Here is a 20,216-nt window from a genome sequence, read left to right as displayed (position 1 = left end):
GATGTGGCCTGAATGTCACCTCGACGTTCCTCGGGGGCGACTGTGGGCCGCCGTGGGAGAATCCTCCGATGACTTCTGAGACGACGATCACCGCGGACGCCGCGGGCACGTGGACGCTCGGAGATCTGACCGTCAACCGGATGGGCTTCGGGGCGATGCGGCTGCCGCAGGACGGCAGGGCGTTCGCTCCCGACAGCGGCTCCAGCGACCGCGAGCGCGCGATCGGCGTGCTGCGGCGCGCGGTCGAACTCGGTGTGAACCACATCGACACCGCCGCCTTCTACTTCTCCGCCCTGCGCTCGGCCAACGAGCTGATCAACCGGGCGCTGGCGCCGTACCCCGACGACCTCGTCATCACCACCAAGGTCGGCCCGGGGCGCGACCCTTCGGGCGCCTGGCTGCCCGCCGCGACGCCCGCGCAGTTGCGCGGACAGGTCGAGGAGAATCTGCGGCAGCTCGGCCGGGACCACCTCGACGTGGTCAACTACCGCAATCAGGGCGCGGACTCCATCGCCGAGCACTTCGGCGCGCTCGCCGAACTGCGCGAGCGCGGGCTGATCCGCCACCTCGGGATCTCCAACGTCGGGCCGCGCCACCTCGCCGAGGCCCGCGCCATCGCGCCGGTGGTGTGCGTACAGAACAAGTACGCGCTCGGACTGCCCGGCGAGGACGACGACTTCCTGGACCTGTGCGGTGAACAGGGCGTCGCCTTCGTGCCGTTCTTCGCCATCGCGGGCGCGGGCCGCGAGTCGGGGGCGGGCGCAGCGGAGAGCGAGCAGGTGCTGGCCGCGGCCCGCGCCCACGGTGTGACCGCCGCCCAGATCAGGACGGCCTGGACCCTCCAGCGCGGCCCGCACGTCCTGGCCATCCCCGGCACCGGCAACCCCGACCACCTGGTGGAGAACGTGGCCGCGGGCGCGCTGCGGTTCACCGCCGACGAACTGGCCGCCCTGGACGCGCTGCACCACGGGGGCGCCTGAGGAGCCGAGGTACCCCGGCCGGGGCCGGAGTTGACGCGTGTGCACCGTGGGTCGTCTGTGGAATCGTGTGCCCGCGGTGCCAATTCGCGACGGCTTGCCGAGATCGGATGCCGGGCCGCGCGCGGCTGGCTACCGTCGGTGGAGACGAGTGAGCGCATGGGGGTACGGGGTGACGGGTGTCGAGGCCGCGGTCGGCCATGTCTGCGTGTGGCTCACGTGGCGAGCGAGCGGTGCCGAGCAGCGGCGGCACGACCTGGACGAGGTCCAGGTCGGCGAACTCGACCGGCTGTACTCGCTGGTCCGCGTGCTGCTCGGCGAGGACCCCGCGCTGCGGCTGGCCACCGAGGAGTGCGCCGCCCCTGAGGGCGCGGTCACCGAGCGGACCAGGCGCCGCCTGACCGACGCGCTCGACGAGGCCGTCGAGCGGGACGCGGCGCTGGCCACGGCGCTGCGGCAGGCGGTGGACCGGCTGCGGGACCGTCCCTACGGCGGCGGACCGCCGGGCGGCCCGCCCGCCGGGACGACGGCGGCCACCGGTGACGGTATCGCGGTCGGCGGCGACGTCGACGTACGAGCCCGGGACGGGTCCGCGGCGTCGTTACGGATGGGGGACGTACGGATGGGGGACGTACGGATGGAAAACCCTCCTCTGCCGGGTCCGCCCCAGGGCTGAGCGCACCCGGAGCCGTCCCCGCCCCTTTGTCCGCGCCGCCGTACGCACCGCCCGCGCCGCCGTACGCACCCGCGCCGGTGGCGCCGCCGCGCGCGCCGGAGCCTTCGGACACCGTCCCGACGCTGCCGATGCTGCCCGCGGCCACCCCGTGGCGGGTCCGCGCCGAGGGCCGGAGCCGCACGGAGGCCGAGGCCCGGCCCCGTACCGACGCCGAGGCCCGGTCCCAGGCGGCCCCGGTCCCTGCCCCGGTCCCTTCCGCCGTCACCGCGGCCGGCGGCGGTGTCGCGGCGGGCGTCGCGGGCGACATCCACCAGCACCACCACTGGCATGTCGTGCCGCGCTCGCCGGTCAACTGGCCGGTCAGGGTCGGCGTGGTGCCCCGGTCGGCCGACTGGTTCCAGCACCGGGACGTGATCCACGCCCTGGACACCGCGCTGACCGGCCCCGGCACCGCCGTGGTCTGCCAGGTGCTCACCGGCATGGGCGGCGTCGGCAAGACGCAGCTCGCCGCCCGGCGCGCCCACCACGCCTGGCGGGCGGGCGAGGTCGACCTGCTGATGTGGGTCACGGCCTCGACCCGGCAGGCCGTCATCGACGCGTACGCCGACGCCGCCGCGCGGGTGCTGCACATCGAGCGGGACGAACCGGCGCGCGCCGCGCAGGAGTTCCTGGCCTGGCTGGAGCCCGGCCCCGGCGCGGCGGCCGGACACTGCCGCTGGCTGCTGGTCCTCGACAATGTGACGGACCCCGCCGACCTCACCGGCCTGTGGCCGCCGGACCACCCCCTCGGCCGTACGGTCGTCACCACCCGCAGCCGGGACGCCGCCCTGACCGGCGCGGGCCGCCGCATGGTGACCGTCGGCCTGTTCACCCCGCGGGAGGCGACCGGCTATCTGACGGAGGCGCTCGCCGCGCGCGGCCGGGTGGAGGCGCCCGAGGAGGTCGCGCTGCTCGCCGAGGACCTGGGCAGACTGCCGCTGGCCCTGTCCCAGGCCGCCGCGTATCTCATCGACGCCGACATCGGCTGCCACGACTACCGCGCGCTGCTGGCGAACCGGGCCCGGCTGGCCGACCTCAGGCCGCCGACCCTGCCCGACGACCAGACCGCGGGCGTGGCCGCCGTCTGGTCGCTGTCGGTGGACCGCGCCGACGCCCGCGGTCCCCGGGGTCTGGCCAGGTCCCTGCTGGAGCTGGCCGCGCTGCTCGACCCGAACGGCATCCCGCAGCCGGTGCTCACCAGCGGGCCGGTCCGCGACCACCTCACCCGCGTCGTGCGCCGGGCCGCCCCCGAGCAGTGCCCGGCGCGCGGGATCACCGAGCAGCAGACCGTACGGGCCCTGCGCGATCTGCACGGGCTCAATCTGATCGACCACACCCCGAAGACCGGGCACCGGGCGGTCCGTGTCCACCAGCTCATCCAGCGGGCCGTCCGGGACACGCTCCGCGAGGCGGACCACGACGCGCTGGCCCGTACCGCGGCCGACGCACTGACCGCGGTCTGGCCGGAGGTCGAGCGCGACACCGACCTCGCGCAGGCGCTGCGCGCCAACACCACGGCGCTGACCGGCAAGGCGGAGAGCGCCCTGCACCGCCCGCACGCGCACGCGCTGCTCTACCGGGTCGGCGAGAGCCTGGGCGTCGCGGGCCAGGTGGCCGCCGCGGCCGGGCACTTCAGGCTGCTGGCCAGGACCACCCACCAGCACCTGGGCCCCGACCACCCCGACACCCTCGCCGCCCGCCACGACCTGGCGTACTGGCGGGGCGCGGCGGGCGACGCGCAGGGCGCGATCAGTGCCTTCCGCGAACTGTTCGCGGACCGGCTGCGGGTGCTCGGCCCCGACCACCCGCACACGCTCACCACCCGCGGCAACATCGCCTACTGGAGCGGCGAGGCGGAGTACGCGCAGGACGCGGAGGACGCCGCCACCGCGCTGGAGGAGCTGCTGGCGGACCGGCTGCGGGTGCTGGGCCCCGACCATCCGGACACGCTCAGCACGCGGCACAACATGGCCCGGCTGCGCGGTCGCGCGGGGGAGACGGCCGAAGCGGCCGAGGGGCTACGGGAGTTGCTGGTCGACATGGTGCGGGTGCTGGGCCAGGACCACCCCGACACCCTGACCACCCGGCACGACCTGGCCTACTGGCAGGGGCGCGCGGGGGACGCCGAGGGCGCGGCGCGCGCCTTCGAGGAGCTGCTGGCCGACGCGGCGCGGGTGCTGGGCCCCGACCATCCGGACACGCTCACCACCCGGCACAACATCGCGCGGCTGCGCGGCCGGGCCGGGGACGTCAGCGGCGCGGCGCGCGCCTTCGAGGAACTGCTGGCAGACCGGCTCCGCGTGCTCGGCCCGGACCATCCGCACACGCTCACCACCCGGCACAATGTCGCGCGGTTGCGGGGGCGGGCGGGGGACGCGGCAGGCGCGGCGCGCGCCTTCGAGGAGCTGCTGGCCGACATGGAGCGGGTGCTCGGTCCCGAGCACGGCGACACGGTCATCACCCGGCACAACATCGCCTACTGGCGTGAGGAGTCGGAGGTGCTGACCCTGCGCGTCAGGCGCGCCCCGGCGCCGTGAACGACGGTCGGCGCTTCCCGGCTCTCTGAACAGCGGTCGGCGCTTCCCGGCGCCGTGCACAGCGGTCGGCGCGCCCCCGCACAGCACGCGGCCGACCGTGGTGAGGGAAAGCGCTCAGCCGACCGTCACCCGTACGCCCGCGCCCGCGATACGGGCCAGCTCGGCGTCCGGCGCCGCCCCGTCGGTCACCAGGTCGTGGATCTCGGCGAGCGGGCAGATCTTGGCGAGCGTGGCCCGGCCGATCTTCGTGTGGTCGGCGACCACGACCGTACGGTCGCTGTTGTCGGCGAAGGCGCGGTCGGTGCCGCCCTCCAACTGGTCGTGCGTGGTGCAGCCGTGGGCCGCGCTGATGCCGTCGACGCCGAGGAAGGCGATGTCGGTGTGGTAGCTGGCCAGGGTCTTCTCGGCGATCGGGCCCACCAGCTCATAGCTGGCGTTCCTGGCGTTGCCGCCGATCACGACGAGCGTCACGTGCTTGTGCAGAACCAACTCGGCCGCGATGTTCACGGCGTTGGTGACGACGGTGAGCGGTCCTCGGGCGGCCAGCAGCCGGGCCACCTCCGTCACCGTACTGCCGCCGTTCATGCCGACCACCGCGCCGTCCGGCACCAGGGCCGCCGCCGCCCTCGCGATGGCCTGCTTCTCCGGTCGGCTGCGGCCCGCGCGGTGCTGGAGCGGGACCTCCAGGTCGACCGGGCCGACCGCCGCCCCGCCGTGGGTGCGGCGCAGCAGGTGGAGTTCGCTCAGGTGCTGGAGGTCGCGCCGGACGGTGGCCGTGGAGACGCCGAGCAGCCGGGACAGCTCGTGGACGTCGATGCCGCCCCTGGCGGAGACATGCTCAAGTATGCGCGCATGACGCTCAGTTCTCAGCATGCGTGCAGCATAATGCGCACTCCGATGCGTAAGTGAGCATGATTTGCGCAGAAGAGGGCGGTTGACATGACGAATTCTGCGCGGTTAACTCCTGGCGAACGTCGGAGTTGAGCACCGACGTCAGAGGTACGCCTAGCCGGTGGGCGGCCGTGCGCCGCAAGCCCGGACAAAGTCGCCAGGATCGCTGTCAGCGTCCGAGGCGGGGACGTACCCCCCATCATCAGGAGCTCGATGATGCGCATGAATCGTGTCCGGTCCCGTCGGAGTCTGGCCGCCCTCGCGGCCGTCGCCGCAGTCGTGGCTGTCCCCTCACTCGCTCCCGATTCCGCAGGGGCCGCGCCCCAGTCCGTCTCCCCGCCTCCGGCGCACGCCGGATTCGACTACCAGATCGGGGGCCCCTACACCCCGCCCGCCGGTGTCTCCGTGGTCAGCCGCGACTACACCGCTCCGGCCGCCGCCGGGGTCTACAACATCTGTTACGTCAACGCCTTCCAGGCCCAGGAGGGCGCCGAGGGCCAGTGGGACGCCGACCTGCTGCTGCGGGACTCCAAGGGCGCCGTCGTCAAGGACAAGGACTGGAACGAGGCGATCCTCGACATCCGCACCGCCGACAAGCGGCAGCGGATCGCCGCCAAGGTCAACGGCTGGGTCGACCAGTGCGCGGCCAAGGGCTTCCAGGGTGTCGAACCCGACAACTTCGACACCTACGACCGCTTCTCCGGCTACCTGACCAAGGCCGAGGCCGAGTCGTACATCAAGCTCCTCTCCGCCCACGCGCACTCCAAGAACATGGCGATCGCGCAGAAGAACACCCCGCAACTGTCCGGCGACCGGGTCGCCAACGGCCTGGACTTCGCCGTCGCCGAGGAATGCGCCACGTACAACGAGTGCGGCGACTACACCTCCGGCTTCGGCAACAACGTGATCGTCATCGAGTACACCGCCAAGGGCCTCCAGAAGGCGTGCTCGGGTTACGGCACGAAGCTCAGCGTCGTCCGCCGCGACGTGGACGTCGTACCGCTGGGCACCAGCGGATACGTCCGCCAGACCTGCTGACCCGCTGAACCCGCCGACCGGCTGTTCCGCCCGCCCGGCCGACCACGCCGGCCGTCGGGACCGCCGGCCGGCCGCGGCCGGCCCGGTGCGCCGCCCCCGTCGGCGCACCGGGCCCCCGCCGCCCGGCACGGGCAACGGCCCCGCCCCCCAGCCGCCGCCCGGCACCCGCACTCGCACTTCCGCCTTCTGGAGGCACCGATGACCGCAGGCCCCGTCCTGCCCCGCAGCCCGCTCCCCGGCGACCCGCCGCCCGCCGGGCACCCGCGCCGGGACACCGGACTCTCCCGCCGTGACGTCCTGCGCCGCGGCACAGGACTGCTCTCCGGCGCCGCCGCGGGCGCGCTGCTCGCGGGCTGCGGCACCGGCGAGAGCGACGGCGTGGGCGCGGACGGCCGGGTCACCGTCGAGCTGTGGCACGGCCAGACCGACACCGGCCGCGCCGCGATCCAGCAACTGGTGGCCGAGTTCAACCGCACCCATCCGAAGATCAGGGTCGACCCCGGCGGCGGCGTCCTGTCCGACGCCATGCTCCAGAAGGTCACCGCCGCGCTCGCCTCCGGCTCGTACCCCGACATCGCCTACATCTTCGGCTCGGACCTGGCCAGCATCGCCCGCAGCCCCAAGGTCGTGGACCTCACGGCGACGATGGCCCACGGCCCCACCCCCTGGAACGACTTCTGGACCCCGGCCCGCGAGGCCGTCACCGTCAACAAGCGGGTACGTGCCGCGCCCGCGCTCATCGACTCGCTCGCCGTCGTCTGCAACAAGAAGCTCTTCGCCCGCGCCGGAGTGCCGCTGCCCGAGCCCGGCTGGACCTGGGACGAGTTCACGGCCACCGCGAAGAAGCTCACCAGCCACGCCGACGGCACCTTCGGCACCGGCTGGCCGGGCGTCGGCGACGAGGACACCGTCTGGCGGATCTGGCCGATGATCTGGGACCTCGGCGGCGAGGTCATCTCCGCCGACGGCCACGGCATCGGCTTCGAGGACACCGGCGTCCGCGCCCTGGAGACCATCGCCACCCTCGCCTCCGACAAGAGCGTCTACATCGACCCCAAGCCCGGCAGCGAGCAGATGTACCAGGTCTTCCTCTCCGGCCGGATGGGCATGGTCCCCACCGGCCCCTGGCAACTGCCCGACGTCATCCAGGCCAAGATCGACTACCACGTCGTCCCGCTGCCCAGCTACAGCGGGAAAGAGGTCACCATCTCCGGGCCCGACACCTGGACGGTCTTCGACAACGGCTCGGCGCGCGTCGCCGCCGCCCGCACCTTCGTCGAGTGGCTGATCCAGCCGCCGCAGGACGTGCGGTGGGACATCCAGGCCGGCAGCCTCCCGCTCAGCCGCAGCACCCAGGCGCTGCCCGCGTGGCAGGACCGCAGCTCCCGCACGGAGGGTCTGTCGGTCTTCACCAAGGCCCTGGAGACCGCGCGGGTACGCCCCGCCCACCCCGCCTACCCGCAGATCTCCGAGGCGCTCGGCCAGGCGATCACCGCGGTGCTGCTCGGCCGCAGCACCCCCGCCAAGGCACTGCGCGACTGTGCGCACGAAGCCAACGCCGCACTGCTCATCCCGCGTTGAGGAGACCCATGTCGAGAACCACGCCGCGGCTGCTGCCCCGGCACAGGCCGGGCCCCGCGCAGCGCCGCCCCGCCCCGCTCACCCTGTCCGACCAGGACCGCGACCGCGAGCACGCACAGCAACTGCGCGCCCGCCGCCGCAGGCTGCGCGGCGAGTCCGCGACCGCGTGGACCTTCATCGCGCCCTCGATCGTGGTCATCCTCGGCCTCAGCGTCGTCCCCGTGGTCTGGTCGCTGCTGCTGTCCTTCCGCGCGGACGACCTGGTCACCCCCAGCCGCTGGGTGGGCCTGGCCAACTACCGGGCCCTGTCCAAGGACCCGCACTTCAGCCAGGCGGTGCGCAACACCCTGGAGTACACCGCGCTGTACGTCCCGCTGAGCATGCTGCTGGGCCTGGCGCTCGCCCTCGCGCTCAACCGGCGCATCCGGCTCGTCGGCGTCTACCGCACCCTGATCTTCGTACCGTTCGTCATCTCGGCCACCGCGCAGGGCGTGCTGTTCTCCTTCATCCTCGACCCGCAGTTCGGCGCCGCCAACTCCGTACTGCACTCCATCGGCGTCTCCCCGCAGGGGTTCCTCACCGATCCCTCGCAGGCCCTCCTCGTCCTCGTCGCGATCTCCCTGTGGAGCGGCACCGGCTTCTGCGTCGTGGTCTACCTCGCCGCGCTCCAGGACGTGCCGCAGTCCCTCATCGAGGCCGCCAGACTCGACGGGGCGGGACGCCGCCAACTGCTGCGCCACGTCGTGCTGCCGACGCTCACCCCGGTCAACGTCTTCCTGCTGCTGTGGCAGACCATCAACTCCCTCCAAGTCTTCGACCTCGTCTACGTCACCACCAAGGGCGGACCGCTCGGCTCCACCACCGTGATCGTCTACTTCATCTGGGAGCAGGCGTTCAAGAACTTCACCGCCGGTTACGGGGCAGCCGCCGCCTACGTGCTCGCGCTCGCCCTGCTGGTGATCGCGGTCGGCACGCGGGCCCTGCGCCGCCGCGAGCCCGTACGCCTCGAAGGAGCCCCGCGATGACCGTCACCTCAGCCCTGCCCGACGCGGCGCCGCCCGGCGCCGGGAACGCCGACGCCCCGCGGCCGAGCGCGCCCCGCCCCCGGCGGTCGCGGCTGCCCTTCAGCGGCTGGCACCTGCTGCTCGCCCCGCTCGCCCTGCTCTTCGCGGTCCCGCTGATCTGGCTGCTGGTCAGCTCGGTGATGAGCAACGCCGAGATCAACCGCTTCCCGCCCGCGCTGTGGCCCTCCCACATCGACCTCGGCGGCTACCGCTACGTGCTCGGCAACGCGCTGTTCCCGCGCTGGTTCGCCAACTCGCTGATCGTCTCCGTCGTCGCGGTCGTCTCCAACCTCGTCTTCGGCGCGCTCGGCGGATACGCCTTCGCCCGGATGCGGTTCGCCGGCTCGCGCACCCTGCTGGTGCTGATGCTGGCCACCATGGCGATCCCGTTCCAGCTCACCATGATCCCGACCTTCCTGGTGATGAAGCGGCTCGGCCTGATCGACACCCTCGGCGCGCTCATCGTGCCGTCGCTGGTCACGCCCTTCGCGGTCTTCCTGCTGCGGCAGTTCTTCCTCTCGCTGCCCAGGGAGCTGGAGGAGGCCGCGTGGATCGACGGCTGCTCACGGCTGCGCGTGCTGCTGCTCATCGTGCTGCCGCTGTCGCGGCCCGCGCTGAGCACGGTCGCGGTGCTGACCTTCCTCAGCACCTGGAACGACCTGACCTGGCCGCTGATCGCCATCAACCACGACACGCAGTACACGCTGCAACTCGGCCTGACCACCTTCCAGGGCCTGCACCACACGCGCTGGTCCGCGGTGATGGCGGGCAACGTCCTGACCGTCCTGCCGGTGCTGCTCGCCTTCCTCGCGGCGCAGAAGCAGTTCATCCAGTCGATCACCTCCAGCGGCCTGAAGGGCTGACGGGACACCGCCCCGTCGCCCGAGGACGGACGGACCCGCTCCGTCGCCCGAAGGGATGACGGGACACCGCCCGGACTCCCGCCGCCGGACTTCCGCCCCACCACCACAGAAAGCCAGCTCATGCCGGACACGTTCGACCTGCTCGTCATCGGGGACGCCAATCCCGACATCGTCCTGGGGCCGCTGGACGCCCCGCTCGCCTTCGGCCAGCGCGAACAGCTCGTCCCCACCGGCCTGCTGACCCTCGGCGGCTCCGCCGCGATCATGGCGTGCGGCGCCGCCCGGCTCGGCCTGAAGGTCGCCATCGCCGGCCGGATCGGCGACGACGACACCGGCAGGTACGTCCGTACCGCCCTGGCCGAGCGCGGCGTCGACACCGCGGCGCTGCGGGTGGACCCGGACCTGCCGACGCCGCTGACCACCGTGCTCACCCGCGGCGACGACCGGGCCATCCTCACCGCGCCCGGCACCCTCACGGCCACCGTCGGCGCCGACGTGCCCCAGGCGCTGCTCGCGCACAGCCGCCATGTGCACGCCGCCTCGTACTTCCTGCTGCCGGGACTCGCGACCGCGCTGCCCGACCTCTTCCGCACCGCCCGCGCGCACGGCGCCACCACCTCGCTCGACACCAACGACGACCCGGCGGGCGGCTGGGACCCGGCCGGAATCGCCGCGCTGCTCCCCGTCACCGACATCCTGCTGCCGAACGCCAGGGAGGCGTGCGCCCTGGCGGCCGGCGGGGAGGCCGCGTCCGGTGACCCCGAGGCGCGCGGGAAGATCCCGGCGGGGGACCCCGAGCCCGCCGACGTCGAGCGGGCCGCGGCCCTGCTCGCCGCGCGCGGTCCGCTGGTGGTGGTGAAGAACGGCGCGGACGGCGCCCTGGCCCACGACGGCCGCGGCCCGCTGCGCGCCCCCGCCGTCCCCGTACGGCCGCTCGACACCGTCGGCGCGGGCGACAGCTTCGACGCCGGCTTCGTCGCCGCCACCCTGGCGGGCCTGCCCCTGGCAGCCGCCCTCGCCCTGGCCGCCGCCTGCGGCGCCCTGTCCACCCGAGCGCACGGCGGCACCACCGCCCAACCCACCTGGGACGAGGCGCTCGGCGCCTCCCGCGCCGCCACCACCCGCAACGGAAAGAACCCGTCATGAGCACAGCCAGCACCACACCCCGCACGACGACCAGCGGCGCCGCCCGTACGACCAAGATCGCCTTCATCGGTGCCGGAAGCGTCGTCTTCACCCAGGGCCTGCTCGCCGACCTCTTCGCCTTCCCCGAGCTCAAGGACGTGCACATCGCGCTGCACGACATCGACGCCGAGCGGCTGGCCACCGCCGACGGGGCCGCACGGCACATCGCGGCCGAGCGCGGCGCGGCGCCGCTGATCACCGCGCACGCCGAGCGCCGCGCGGCCCTGGAAGGCGCCGACTTCGTCATCAACATCATCCAGGTCGGCATGGGCGAGGCGACCCGTACCGACTTCGACGTCCCCGCCCGCCACGGCCTGCGCCAGACCATCGGCGACACCCTCGGCGTCGGCGGCATCTTCCGCGCGCTGCGCACCTTCCCCGTCCTGCGGGAACTCGGCCGGGACATCGCGGAGGTCTGCCCCGACGCCTGGCTGCTCAACTACACCAACCCGATGGCGATGAACGTGCAGTACCTCGCCGAGGCGACCGGGCTGACCCGGGTCGTCGGCCTGTGCCACTCGGTGTACTGGACGATGCACGACCTCGCGGAGCTGCTGCGCATCCCGCTGGAAGAGGTCACCTACCACGCGGCGGGCGTCAACCACCAGGCGTGGGTGCTGCGCTTCGAGTACCAGGGCGAGGACGTCTACCCGCGGCTCGACGCGCTCATCGCGCAGGACCCGCAACTGCGCCGCAGGGTCCGCGTCGACATGTACCGGCGGCTCGGCTACTACCCGACCGAGACCAGCGAGCACTCCTCCGAGTACGTGCCCTGGTACCTGCACCACGACAGCGAGATCGAGCGGCTGCGGCTGCCCGTCGGCGCGTACCTCGGCATCGTGGACGAGAACGTGGCCGCGTACGAGAAGACCCGCGCCGCGCTCGCCGCCGGACTCCCGCTGCCGGTCGAGGGCACGATGGAGTACGCGCCGCAGGTGATCCACAGCATCACCACCGGCACCCCGCGCACCATCTACGGCAATGTGCCCAACCACGGCCTCATCGACGACCTCCCGGCCGCCGGTACGGTCGAAGTGCCGTGCCTGGTCGACGCGTTGGGCGTCCAGCCCACCCGGATCGGCGCGCTGCCGCCGCAGTGCGCCGCGCTGAACCGCACCTACCTCAGCACCACCGACCTCGTCGTCCGCGCCGCGATCGAGGGCGACCCCCGCCACATCCGGCACGCCGCCATGACCGACCCGGCGACGGCCGCCTCGCTCCCCGTCGAACGGATCTGGGAGCTGTGCGACGACATGGTGCGCGCCCACGGTGACGCGCTCCAGCCGGAGTTGCGGGCCGTCCTGGGCACGTGAGGCGGCGGGCCGCGCGCCGGGCCGGTGGGCTGAGTCGGCCCGGCTCGGCCCGGCTCCACTCGGCTCGGCCCGGCTCGGCACTCGGTTCGGTTCGACGGGGCTCGGCTCAGTGCGCGAGGGCGCTCATCAGGTGGCGCATGGCCCGGATGAGCGCCGGGCGCAGCGCGATGGTGTCGGCGGGGGTCGCCTCGATGGGGGAGCCGTCGGCGTTCAGCGGGCGGGCGGCCACGCCGTTCCACTGCTTGATGCCGTCCACGCTGAGCGAGAAGACGGCGCCGCCGTGCCGGACGGTGACGGCCTGCCGCGCGGTGCCGTAGATCGTGAACGCCTGGTCGCCGAGGCCGCGCAACGCCTTGGTGACCTCGGGCGAGTCGGTCATGAACAGGAAGTCGCCGGAACCCGCGGTCGTGGGGTCGGGAACGATCACATGCGAGAGGTCCGCGAATTCGGCGTGCACGTCGGACTTCTTGTGCAGGTCGACGGTGACGGTGACCGTGTACGTCGTCTCCCAGTCGCCGCTCCCGGTCACCGACGTGGTCAGGGTGCAGGCGGCGTGATCGAGGGCGGGACCCTTGGTGATCACGGGGATGCCCTGGAGGAATTCGGTGCCGAAGGCGTCGGACAGCGGCTGGAGATTGTCGCTGGTGCACGGGTTGTCCGCGAGGTGATAGCCGTGCAGGTCCGGCCGCGGGCCGCCGTACCCGGTGAACTGGAGGACCGCGAGCCAGACCGCCGACGCCGTGACGACGCCGCCGAGCGCCCACAGCACGCGGCCCCGGCGTCCCTCGGGCCGTGGCCGCCAGGGCTTGAGGGTCGGGCCCCTGTCCTCGCCGCCGTGACCGCCGCCCGTGTCGCGGACGCGGTACGGGTCCGCGGGGGAGCGCGGCGGCGGGAGGCGGGCGCGCAGCCGGGAGAGCGCGGAGCGCAGCGACGGCGGCGCGTGACCCGCGCCGCTCAGGATGTCGGGGGCGGGGCGGTCGGGCTCCGGCTCCTCGACCATCTCCGGCTCGGTGATCATGCCGAATCCCCTCGTCGCGGTGTGCCGGACACTGTACGGCGGGGCGGACGCCGCATCGGGACCCCTGCTCCCAGGCTGCCCATGGGCGGCGGCGGATAACAGGCGGGTTCGCGCCAGGGGGATCGGGGCCGGACGGGTGCGGTGCCGGGGGAGTGCGGGCCGGGCGTCCGGCCGCGGTCAGCCGCCGGTCTCCGCGCCGCCGTTGTCCCCGTCCTCCGGGAGGTCCGCGTCGACCCCGTTCGCGCGGGCGATCCGGAGCGCGTCGTCCAACTCGTCGCAGGCCACGGCCAACGCGTACGCGTCCCCCGCCCGCCCCGCGGCGGCCACCGCCTCCCGAGCCACGCGCACCCGCTCCAGCATCGCCTCGGCGAAACCGTCCACCCGGACCTCCATCCGACGTCATCGGCCGCCCTCCGCCCTGGCCCCGATCGCACGGAGAGCCAAGGGAGATCGCGGATCTCCGGACATGCTAACGACGCCGCCGCGGCCCGGCGCCACCCGAACCCCCGTATGGCGTAGGGCGGTTCGGCCCGCTTCACCTGCTGTCCAAGGTCCGTCCACCGCCCGTCCGCGCTCAGGTCGGACGGTGGACGGACGGCGTGCGAACCGGGGCGGCGGCGGACCTCCGGGCACGGCGGAAATCGGTGTCGCGCGCGCCGGTCGGTGGACATGATCGGATCAGCGGACGGCATGACAATCGCACCGACGCGCCGGTGCCCACGGCCGTCAACCGGCGCCGCGCCGGGGCGAATTGACAGAGTTAGGCATGCCTAACCTAGGCTCGTCGCGCCCCTGGTCACCGGTCGTCCCACGACCGTCGGCCCGAACGACTGCGCGCCCGGAAGTGGACCCCCATGCGGCTCTATGTGCTGGCTCTGAACCCGACCGACTCGGTCACCGAGGGATTCCTCCCGGCCGCCCGCCGCCTCGGCCTGGACGTCACGGTCCTCACCGACCAGCCCGCCGCGCACCGGGCCGCGTACGGAGACGATCCGGCGGTCGGCGTCCTGGAGTGCGACGTACGCGACTTCCGCGCCGTCATCACCCGCGTCTCCACCTATCGGCCGCCGGACGCCGTCTTCACCAACAGCGACCACCTCCAGGTCCAAGCCGCCCTGGCCGCCGACTACTTCGGCCTGCCCGCCAAGAGCTGGCAGGCCGCGCTGCGCACCAAGGACAAGGCCGAGACGCGCCGGGTCCTGGCCGCCTCGGGCGTCGACACGGTGTGGTCGGCGCAGGTGCCCGCGGGCCAGGACCCGGCGGCCTGCCTCGCCGGACTCGACGTGCCGTACCCCTGCGTCGTCAAACCGCGCGAGGGCGTGGCGAGCGAGGACGTCGTACGCGCCGAGGACCCGGCGGACCTGGAGCGCCGCGTCCGGCGGATCCAGGCCGACCGGCCGGGCGCCGCACTGGTCGTGGAGGAGTTCCTGCCCGGCGAACTGCTCACCCTGGAAACCCTCGGCGACGGTACGACCCGCCATGTGCTGGGCGGCTTCCGCACCACGCTGTCCCCGCCGCCGTACTTCATCGAGGAGCGGCTGACCTTCGTCCCCGCGCACCCCGCGCCCGTCGTCGACCAGGTCCTCGCCCAACTCGACGCCCTCGGCGTCGGATTCGGCGCCTGCCACACCGAATTCGTGCTGCACGAAGGGCGCGCGCGCCTGATCGAGGTCAATTACCGCGCCATCGGCGACCAGTGCGACCTGCTGCTGGCCGAACTGCTCGACCTGCCGCTCTTCGAACACATCCTCCGCACCCATCTGGGCGAATCCCTCCCGGCCGACCTGCGTACCGCGACCGGCCGCGCCGCCCGGCTCGACTACCCCTACGCGCGGCAGGCGGGCACCCTCACCGCCGCCCCCGGCCCGGCCGACCTGACGGCCGACGGCGTGCGCCTGACCTACCGGCCGTTGCGGGCGGTCGGCGAACGGCATCCGCTGCACCGCACCAACCGCGACCTGCTGGGCGTCGTCCGGGCCATCGGACCCGACGAGGACGCCGTGGAGCGGGCCGTCACCGGCTTCCTCGCCGAGCACCGCTGGGAGATCACGCCGTGACGGTGACCGGCCGGGCCGCCGGAGACGAAGAACGCGCCCTGCTGCTCGACGTGTTGAGCACGCTGCTGCGCGAGGACGTCGTGCGCCTGCGCACCGGCAGCGCCCTCGTACGCCGCCCCGACGGCGACTGGCTGCGACTGCCGGTCCCCGAGGCCGATGCGGACGCGCTGCCGCTGCCGCTGCCCGTGACCGACCCGGCAGGGGAGGAGTCGGCGCTCCTGCTGCCGGTCACGGCGGACGGCTTCCAGAGCGAGTACGCCGCCCGGCTTCCGCTGCTGCTCCAGGAGCCCGGCGGGCGGGAGTTGACGACCGGCGAGGACGTCCTGGCGGCGCTGCGCACTCTCGCGGCGCCCGAGGACCGCGCGGGCTTCACCGCCTTCGCGGACGAGTACCGGGACGCGCTGACCGCCCTGCGGCTGCGGACCGCGACCCGCGCCGACACCGTTGCCCGGCTCACCGCACGCCACGGCGGCGACCCCGCCGGGTGGACCGGACTCACCGGCGCCCTCGCGTACGACACCCTGGCCGCCCGGTACGGCCACCCGGTGCACCCGACCTCCGCCGCCCGCAGCGGACTGACGGAACGTCAACTCCTCGCCCACGCGCCCGAATTCGCGCCACGCTTCGCCCTGCGCTGGCTCGCCCTGCCCAGGGAGGCCGTCACCGTGCAGGGCGCGGACGGCGATCGGGCACCCGACGGCCTCGGCCTCGGCGTTCTGCGGCCGTCCGCCCTCACCCTCGGCCTGCCGCAGGAGCTGGACGGCACCCATGTCGCCTTCCCCGTCCACCCCCTCACGGCGGACGGCCCGCTGCGGGACGCGCTGCGCGCCACCGGCCTCGACGGCAGGTCCGTACTGGCCGACCGCACCTACCTGGACGTGGCGCCCACACTGTCGACCCGCACCGTCGCGGTCCTCGCCGACCCCGGCACCCACCTCAAACTGCCCCTGGCCACCTCGACGTTGGGGCTGCTCAACCGGCGCACGATCAAACCGGGCAGCCTGATCGACGGCGCGGCCGGGCAGCGGCTGCTGGAGGCGGTGACCGCGCGCGAACCGCGTTTCCGCGACAGCGTGCTGCACGCCGACGAGACCCGGTTCGCGCACGCGGGCCACGAACTCCTCGCCGTGCTCGTCCGCCGCCACCCGCCCGGCCTCGACGGCTGCGCCGTCCTGCCCATGGCCGCGCTGCTCGCCGAGGCCCCCGACGGCCGGCCGGTCATCGACCACATCGCCGACCGCTACTACGGCGGTGACCCGCTCGCCCTGCTCGACGCGGTCCTCACCCTGCTCCTCGACTGGCAGACCACGCTCTTCGGATACGGCATCGCCCTGGAGTCCCACCAGCAGAACATCTCGCTGCTGCTGGACGACCCCGAAGGCCGCACCCGGCTGCGCCTGCTCCTCAAGGACGACGACGGCCTGCGCGTCAACCGCGTGCGGCTGCGCGCGGCCCTCGGCCCCGACGCACCGGAGCGCGCCGCCTTCGACGACCCGCGCATCCTGGTGGACGACGACGGCCCGGTGGCCGATCTGTTCACCACCATCACCGTCCATCTGTGCGCGGGCGCCTACGCGTTCGCTCTCGCGCGGCTCGGCCGCGCCCCGCTGGAAGACCTGCTCGGCCGCGTACGCGACCTGCTCGACCGGGCCGCGCGGCGGCTCGGCACCGGGCCGGGCGAAGCGGGCGAGACCCTGCGCGCGCGTGTGCTCGACGCACCGCGCCTGCCCGTCAAAGCGATGGTGAGCGCGGGCACGCTGCTCACCAAGGACCGCTCAGGAGCCACCGACATCAACAAGCACTACACCACCGGACCCAACTACCTTCTGCGGAGCCGTTGATGACGCTGCCCACCATCACCGGACCCGCCGACTGCGCCCGGCACGCGGGACTGCCCGACGCGGACCGGGCCGTGGCCCACACCCTGCTGAACTGCCTGCTCCGCGAGGTGTCGGGGCCCGAGCACCAGACCGCCGTCATCGACGGCCGCCTGCTGGTACGGCTGCCCCGCACCGGAGTACGGCTGCGGGTCGCGCTGCGCCGCACCTCACTGCTCGGCGCGCACCGCTTCGCGGGACCGGTCGCGGAACAGACCGGCCACGACGACTGGACCGAGATCGACTGGCGACGGCTGGCCGAACACACCCACGCCGAGCTGACCTCGCTCACCGGCGTGCCCAACGACGAATTCCTCGACCAGGTGGAGTCCAGCCACCACGGAGTCGCCACCGCGCTGCGCGCCCCGCGCCCGGTCGCGGCCGGGCTCCCGCTCGCCGGATACCTCGCCTCCGAACAGTCGCTCGTCTACGGCCACCGCTTCCACCCGGCCCCCAAGTCCCGTGGCGGCGAACCCGGTTCATGGGCCGCCTACGCACCGGAGACCTCGGCGTCCTTCCCGCTGCGGCTGCTCGCCGTGCGCGAGGATCTGACCGTTCAGGAGTGCGCCGAGCCCGGCGCCACCGACCCGCTGGACCGGCTCGCGGCCGTGCCCACGGGCTACCGGCTGCTGCCCGCCCATCCCTGGCAGTACGACCTGCTGCGCCGCCACCCCGCGCTGCGCGCCGCCCTGGACCGCCGCGACGTGCTGGACCTGGGCCCCGGCAGGACCCGTTTCGCCGCCACCGCCTCCGTCCGCACCCTCTACGACGGCGACACGTTCCTCAAATTCAGCCTCAATGTGCGGATCACCAACTGCCTGCGCAAGAACGCCAGTTACGAACTGGCCGGGGCCGTCGCCCTGACCCGGATGCTGCGGCCCGCCTTCGCCGACCTCGCCGCCCGCTTCCCCGGCGCCGACGTCCTGCGCGAGCCCGCCTACCGCAGCCTGGCCCTGCCCGGCCGCGACGGCCGCCCCGACCAGTCGCTGCTCGAAGGCTTCGGCGTGATCGTCAGGGAAGGGCTCGACCGGCGGCTCGGGCCCGGCGGCACCGCGCTGCTGGCCGCCGCCGTCGCCGACGAGTACCCGACAGGACCGGGGCACATCTCCCGGCTGGTCGCGGACGGCGGCCCGGCGGCGGCCCTGCGCTGGTGGCGCGCCTACCTGCGGCTGCTCGTACCCCCGGTGCTTGCCGCCTACTTCGACCACGGCGTGGTGCTCGAACCCCACCTCCAGAACGTGCTGGTCTGCGTCGACACCGACGGCGACCCCGTCCAGGTGCTCTTCCGCGACCTGGAGGGCACCAAACTGGTCCCCGAACTGCTCTCGGGCCCCTGCGCCGACGCCCTCGCCGCGCTGCCGCCCGAGGTCGCGGAGCCCCTGCGCTACGACGCCGACCGGGGCTGGGACCGGGTGGTCTACTGCCTGCTGGTCAACCACGTCGCCGAGATGCTGGCCGCCCTCGCCGACCTCCACCCGGACACCGAACCCGCCCTGTGGGCCGAGGTCCGCCGCGCCATCCGCGACCACGCGGACGAGCACGGCCATCACCCCCGGCTCGACGCCCTGCTCGCCGGAGCGCCGCTGCCCGCCAAGGCCAATCTCCTCACCCGCTGGGAACGCGCGGCCGACCGGTTCGCGGGATACGTACGCCTGCCGTCGCCCCTCGCCGAGGACGTCCTGCCGGCACCGGACGGCGGACCCGGACACCCCGTGCGCGGCGCCGACCGCGATCCCGACGACGCGAGGACGCAGTCATGACCGCACCCGCACCCGCACCCGCACCCGCACCTGTCGCCGTCCCCGACTCCGTACGGACCACGGCTCTCGCCCTTCCGACCGCCCAACTGCCCGCCTACCTCTACGACCTGGCGGCGCTGCGCGCGCACGCGGCGGCCGTGCGGGCGGCGCTGCCCGAGCGGGCGGAGCTGTACTACGCGGCGAAGGCCAACCCGGAGCCGGAGATCCTGGCGGCGCTCGGCCCGTACGTGACCGGCTACGAGGTCTCGTCCGGCGGCGAGGCCGCCCATGTGGCGGCGGCGGTGCCGGGCCGCCCGCTGGCCTTCGGCGGACCGGGGAAGACCCCCGCCGAGATCACGGCCGCGCTCGACCTCGGCGTGGACCGCTTCCACGTGGAGAGCGCGTACGAACTGCGCGTGCTCGCGCATCTCGTGGCCGCGCGCGGGAGCCGCGTCGGCGTGCTGCTGCGCTTCAACCTCGCTGTCGCACCGGGGGAGTTGGCGACGGGTGTGCTGGCCATGGGCGGCGGACCCTCGCCCTTCGGCCTCGATCCGGCGCAGGCCGACGCGGCCGTCCGCGCGCTCACCGACGGCAGCCACCCGCACCTCGAACTGCGCGGTGTGCACGCCCATTTGGCCAGCGGCCTCCCGGCGCCGCGATTGCTCGCCGTCGCCGAGGCCGTGGTCGCCTGGGCGAGTGACCTCACGGCGCGGCACGGCGTCCCGCTCCGGGAGGTCAACGTCGGCGGCGGCATGGCCGTCGACTACACCCGCCCGGCGGACCGCTTCGACTGGGCCGCGTACGGCGAGGGGCTCGCCCGGCTGCTCGACGCCCACCCCGGACCGCTGCTGCGCATCGAACCGGGCCGCGCCCTGACCGCGTACTGCGGCTGGTACGCCACCGACGTGCTGGACGTGAAGCCCAGCCACGGCGAGGAGTTCGCGGTGCTGCGCGGCGGCACCCACCATCTGCGGACCCCGGCGGCCAAGGGCCACGACCAGCCCTGCGCGCTGCTGCCGGTCGACGACTGGCCGCACCCGTGGCCGCGCTCGGCGGCCGACGGTGAACTGGTCACGCTGGCGGGCCAGTTGTGCACACCCAAGGACGTGCTCGCCCGGCGGGTCCCGGCGGCGGGACTCCGCGCGGGCGACCGGGTGCTGTTCGCGCTCGCCGGGGCGTACGCCTGGAACATCTCGCACCACGACTTCCTGATGCACCCCCGGCCGACCGTCCACTACGTCGATTCCACGGATGTCCCGGATTCCACGGCTCTCCCGGAACCCACGGCTCTCCCGGAATCCACGGCCCGTTCCTGAGACCGGCCTCTCCCGGCCCGCTCCTGAGACCGGCCGCTCCCGGCC

General features: G+C 73.9%; 16 protein-coding genes. 13 read left to right on the top strand and 3 right to left on the bottom strand.

Features of this window, described 5'->3' with window-relative positions:
- Positions 1–68 precede the first annotated feature (68 nt).
- The 3 genes from ACIQCJ_RS19675 to ACIQCJ_RS19665 all read left to right on the top strand — a co-directional run bounded on the left by ACIQCJ_RS19675 (position 69) and on the right by ACIQCJ_RS19665 (position 4,229).
- On the top strand, positions 69–980 hold the full coding sequence (locus ACIQCJ_RS19675; RefSeq protein ID WP_355346053.1) for an oxidoreductase: 912 nt from the start codon (positions 69–71) through the stop codon (positions 978–980).
- 148 nt (positions 981–1,128) lie between these two features.
- Positions 1,129–1,653, top strand: coding sequence for a hypothetical protein (locus ACIQCJ_RS19670; RefSeq protein ID WP_402712047.1), 525 nt, complete (start codon positions 1,129–1,131; stop codon positions 1,651–1,653).
- A 77-nt stretch (positions 1,654–1,730) separates the two neighbouring features.
- Positions 1,731–4,229: a tetratricopeptide repeat protein gene (locus tag ACIQCJ_RS19665; protein WP_402712046.1), complete on the top strand. Its 2,499-nt coding sequence runs from the start codon at positions 1,731–1,733 to the stop codon at positions 4,227–4,229.
- 114 nt (positions 4,230–4,343) lie between these two features.
- Here ACIQCJ_RS19665 and ACIQCJ_RS19660 read toward each other — a convergent pair whose 3' ends face one another.
- Complete coding sequence (locus tag ACIQCJ_RS19660) at positions 4,344–5,102, bottom strand: DeoR/GlpR family DNA-binding transcription regulator (RefSeq protein WP_355346062.1); 759 nt, start codon at positions 5,100–5,102, stop codon at positions 4,344–4,346.
- Between the two features lie 234 nt (positions 5,103–5,336).
- Here ACIQCJ_RS19660 and ACIQCJ_RS19655 point away from each other — a divergent pair, with 234 nt between their 5' ends.
- The 6 genes from ACIQCJ_RS19655 (at position 5,337) to ACIQCJ_RS19630 (ending at position 12,164) form a co-directional block, all read left to right on the top strand.
- Complete coding sequence (locus ACIQCJ_RS19655; protein ID WP_355346065.1) at positions 5,337–6,158, top strand: endo alpha-1,4 polygalactosaminidase; 822 nt, start codon at positions 5,337–5,339, stop codon at positions 6,156–6,158.
- A gap of 198 nt (positions 6,159–6,356) precedes the next feature.
- Complete coding sequence (locus ACIQCJ_RS19650; protein ID WP_401310835.1) at positions 6,357–7,739, top strand: ABC transporter substrate-binding protein; 1,383 nt, start codon at positions 6,357–6,359, stop codon at positions 7,737–7,739.
- Between the two features lie 8 nt (positions 7,740–7,747).
- Positions 7,748–8,764, top strand: a complete 1,017-nt coding sequence (locus ACIQCJ_RS19645) for a sugar ABC transporter permease (RefSeq protein WP_355345765.1) — start codon at positions 7,748–7,750, stop codon at positions 8,762–8,764.
- Complete coding sequence (locus ACIQCJ_RS19640; RefSeq protein ID WP_355345762.1) at positions 8,761–9,666, top strand: carbohydrate ABC transporter permease; 906 nt, start codon at positions 8,761–8,763, stop codon at positions 9,664–9,666. Before ACIQCJ_RS19645 ends, ACIQCJ_RS19640 begins: the two co-directional genes overlap by 4 nt.
- Positions 9,667–9,786: 120 nt before the next feature.
- Positions 9,787–10,812 (top strand): carbohydrate kinase family protein, encoded by a 1,026-nt coding sequence (locus ACIQCJ_RS19635; protein ID WP_402712045.1) that lies wholly within the window; start codon positions 9,787–9,789, stop codon positions 10,810–10,812.
- On the top strand, positions 10,809–12,164 hold the full coding sequence (locus ACIQCJ_RS19630) for an alpha-glucosidase/alpha-galactosidase (protein WP_402712044.1): 1,356 nt from the start codon (positions 10,809–10,811) through the stop codon (positions 12,162–12,164). The genes ACIQCJ_RS19635 and ACIQCJ_RS19630 overlap by 4 nt, the downstream gene beginning before the upstream one ends.
- A gap of 106 nt (positions 12,165–12,270) precedes the next feature.
- Here the strand turns inward: ACIQCJ_RS19630 and ACIQCJ_RS19625 are convergent, their stop codons facing one another.
- Positions 12,271–13,182, bottom strand: a complete 912-nt coding sequence (locus ACIQCJ_RS19625; RefSeq protein WP_402712043.1) for a hypothetical protein — start codon at positions 13,180–13,182, stop codon at positions 12,271–12,273.
- Positions 13,183–13,359: 177 nt separating this feature from the next.
- On the bottom strand, positions 13,360–13,563 hold the full coding sequence (locus ACIQCJ_RS19620) for a hypothetical protein (protein ID WP_402712042.1): 204 nt from the start codon (positions 13,561–13,563) through the stop codon (positions 13,360–13,362).
- Positions 13,564–14,036: 473 nt separating this feature from the next.
- Here ACIQCJ_RS19620 and ACIQCJ_RS19615 point away from each other — a divergent pair, with 473 nt between their 5' ends.
- The 4 genes from ACIQCJ_RS19615 to ACIQCJ_RS19600 are packed head-to-tail and all read left to right on the top strand — an operon-like array spanning position 14,037 to position 20,171.
- On the top strand, positions 14,037–15,239 hold the full coding sequence (locus ACIQCJ_RS19615) for an acetyl-CoA carboxylase biotin carboxylase subunit family protein (protein ID WP_402712041.1): 1,203 nt from the start codon (positions 14,037–14,039) through the stop codon (positions 15,237–15,239).
- A gap of 2 nt (positions 15,240–15,241) precedes the next feature.
- Entirely contained in the window at positions 15,242–17,080 is a 1,839-nt protein-coding gene (locus ACIQCJ_RS19610; RefSeq protein WP_402712138.1) for an IucA/IucC family protein, read from the top strand.
- Positions 17,080–18,876 (top strand): IucA/IucC family protein, encoded by a 1,797-nt coding sequence (locus tag ACIQCJ_RS19605; RefSeq protein WP_402712040.1) that lies wholly within the window; start codon positions 17,080–17,082, stop codon positions 18,874–18,876. Before ACIQCJ_RS19610 ends, ACIQCJ_RS19605 begins: the two co-directional genes overlap by 1 nt.
- Entirely contained in the window at positions 18,873–20,171 is a 1,299-nt protein-coding gene (locus ACIQCJ_RS19600) for a type III PLP-dependent enzyme (RefSeq protein WP_402712039.1), read from the top strand. The genes ACIQCJ_RS19605 and ACIQCJ_RS19600 overlap by 4 nt, the downstream gene beginning before the upstream one ends.
- Positions 20,172–20,216 lie beyond the last annotated feature (45 nt).

This window comes from Streptomyces sp. NPDC093221 (genome assembly GCF_044753885.1).
Taxonomy (GTDB): domain Bacteria; phylum Actinomycetota; class Actinomycetes; order Streptomycetales; family Streptomycetaceae; genus Actinacidiphila.
The sequence above is the reverse complement of the archived record's forward strand: the minus strand, read 5'-3'. Positions and strand labels throughout refer to the sequence as shown.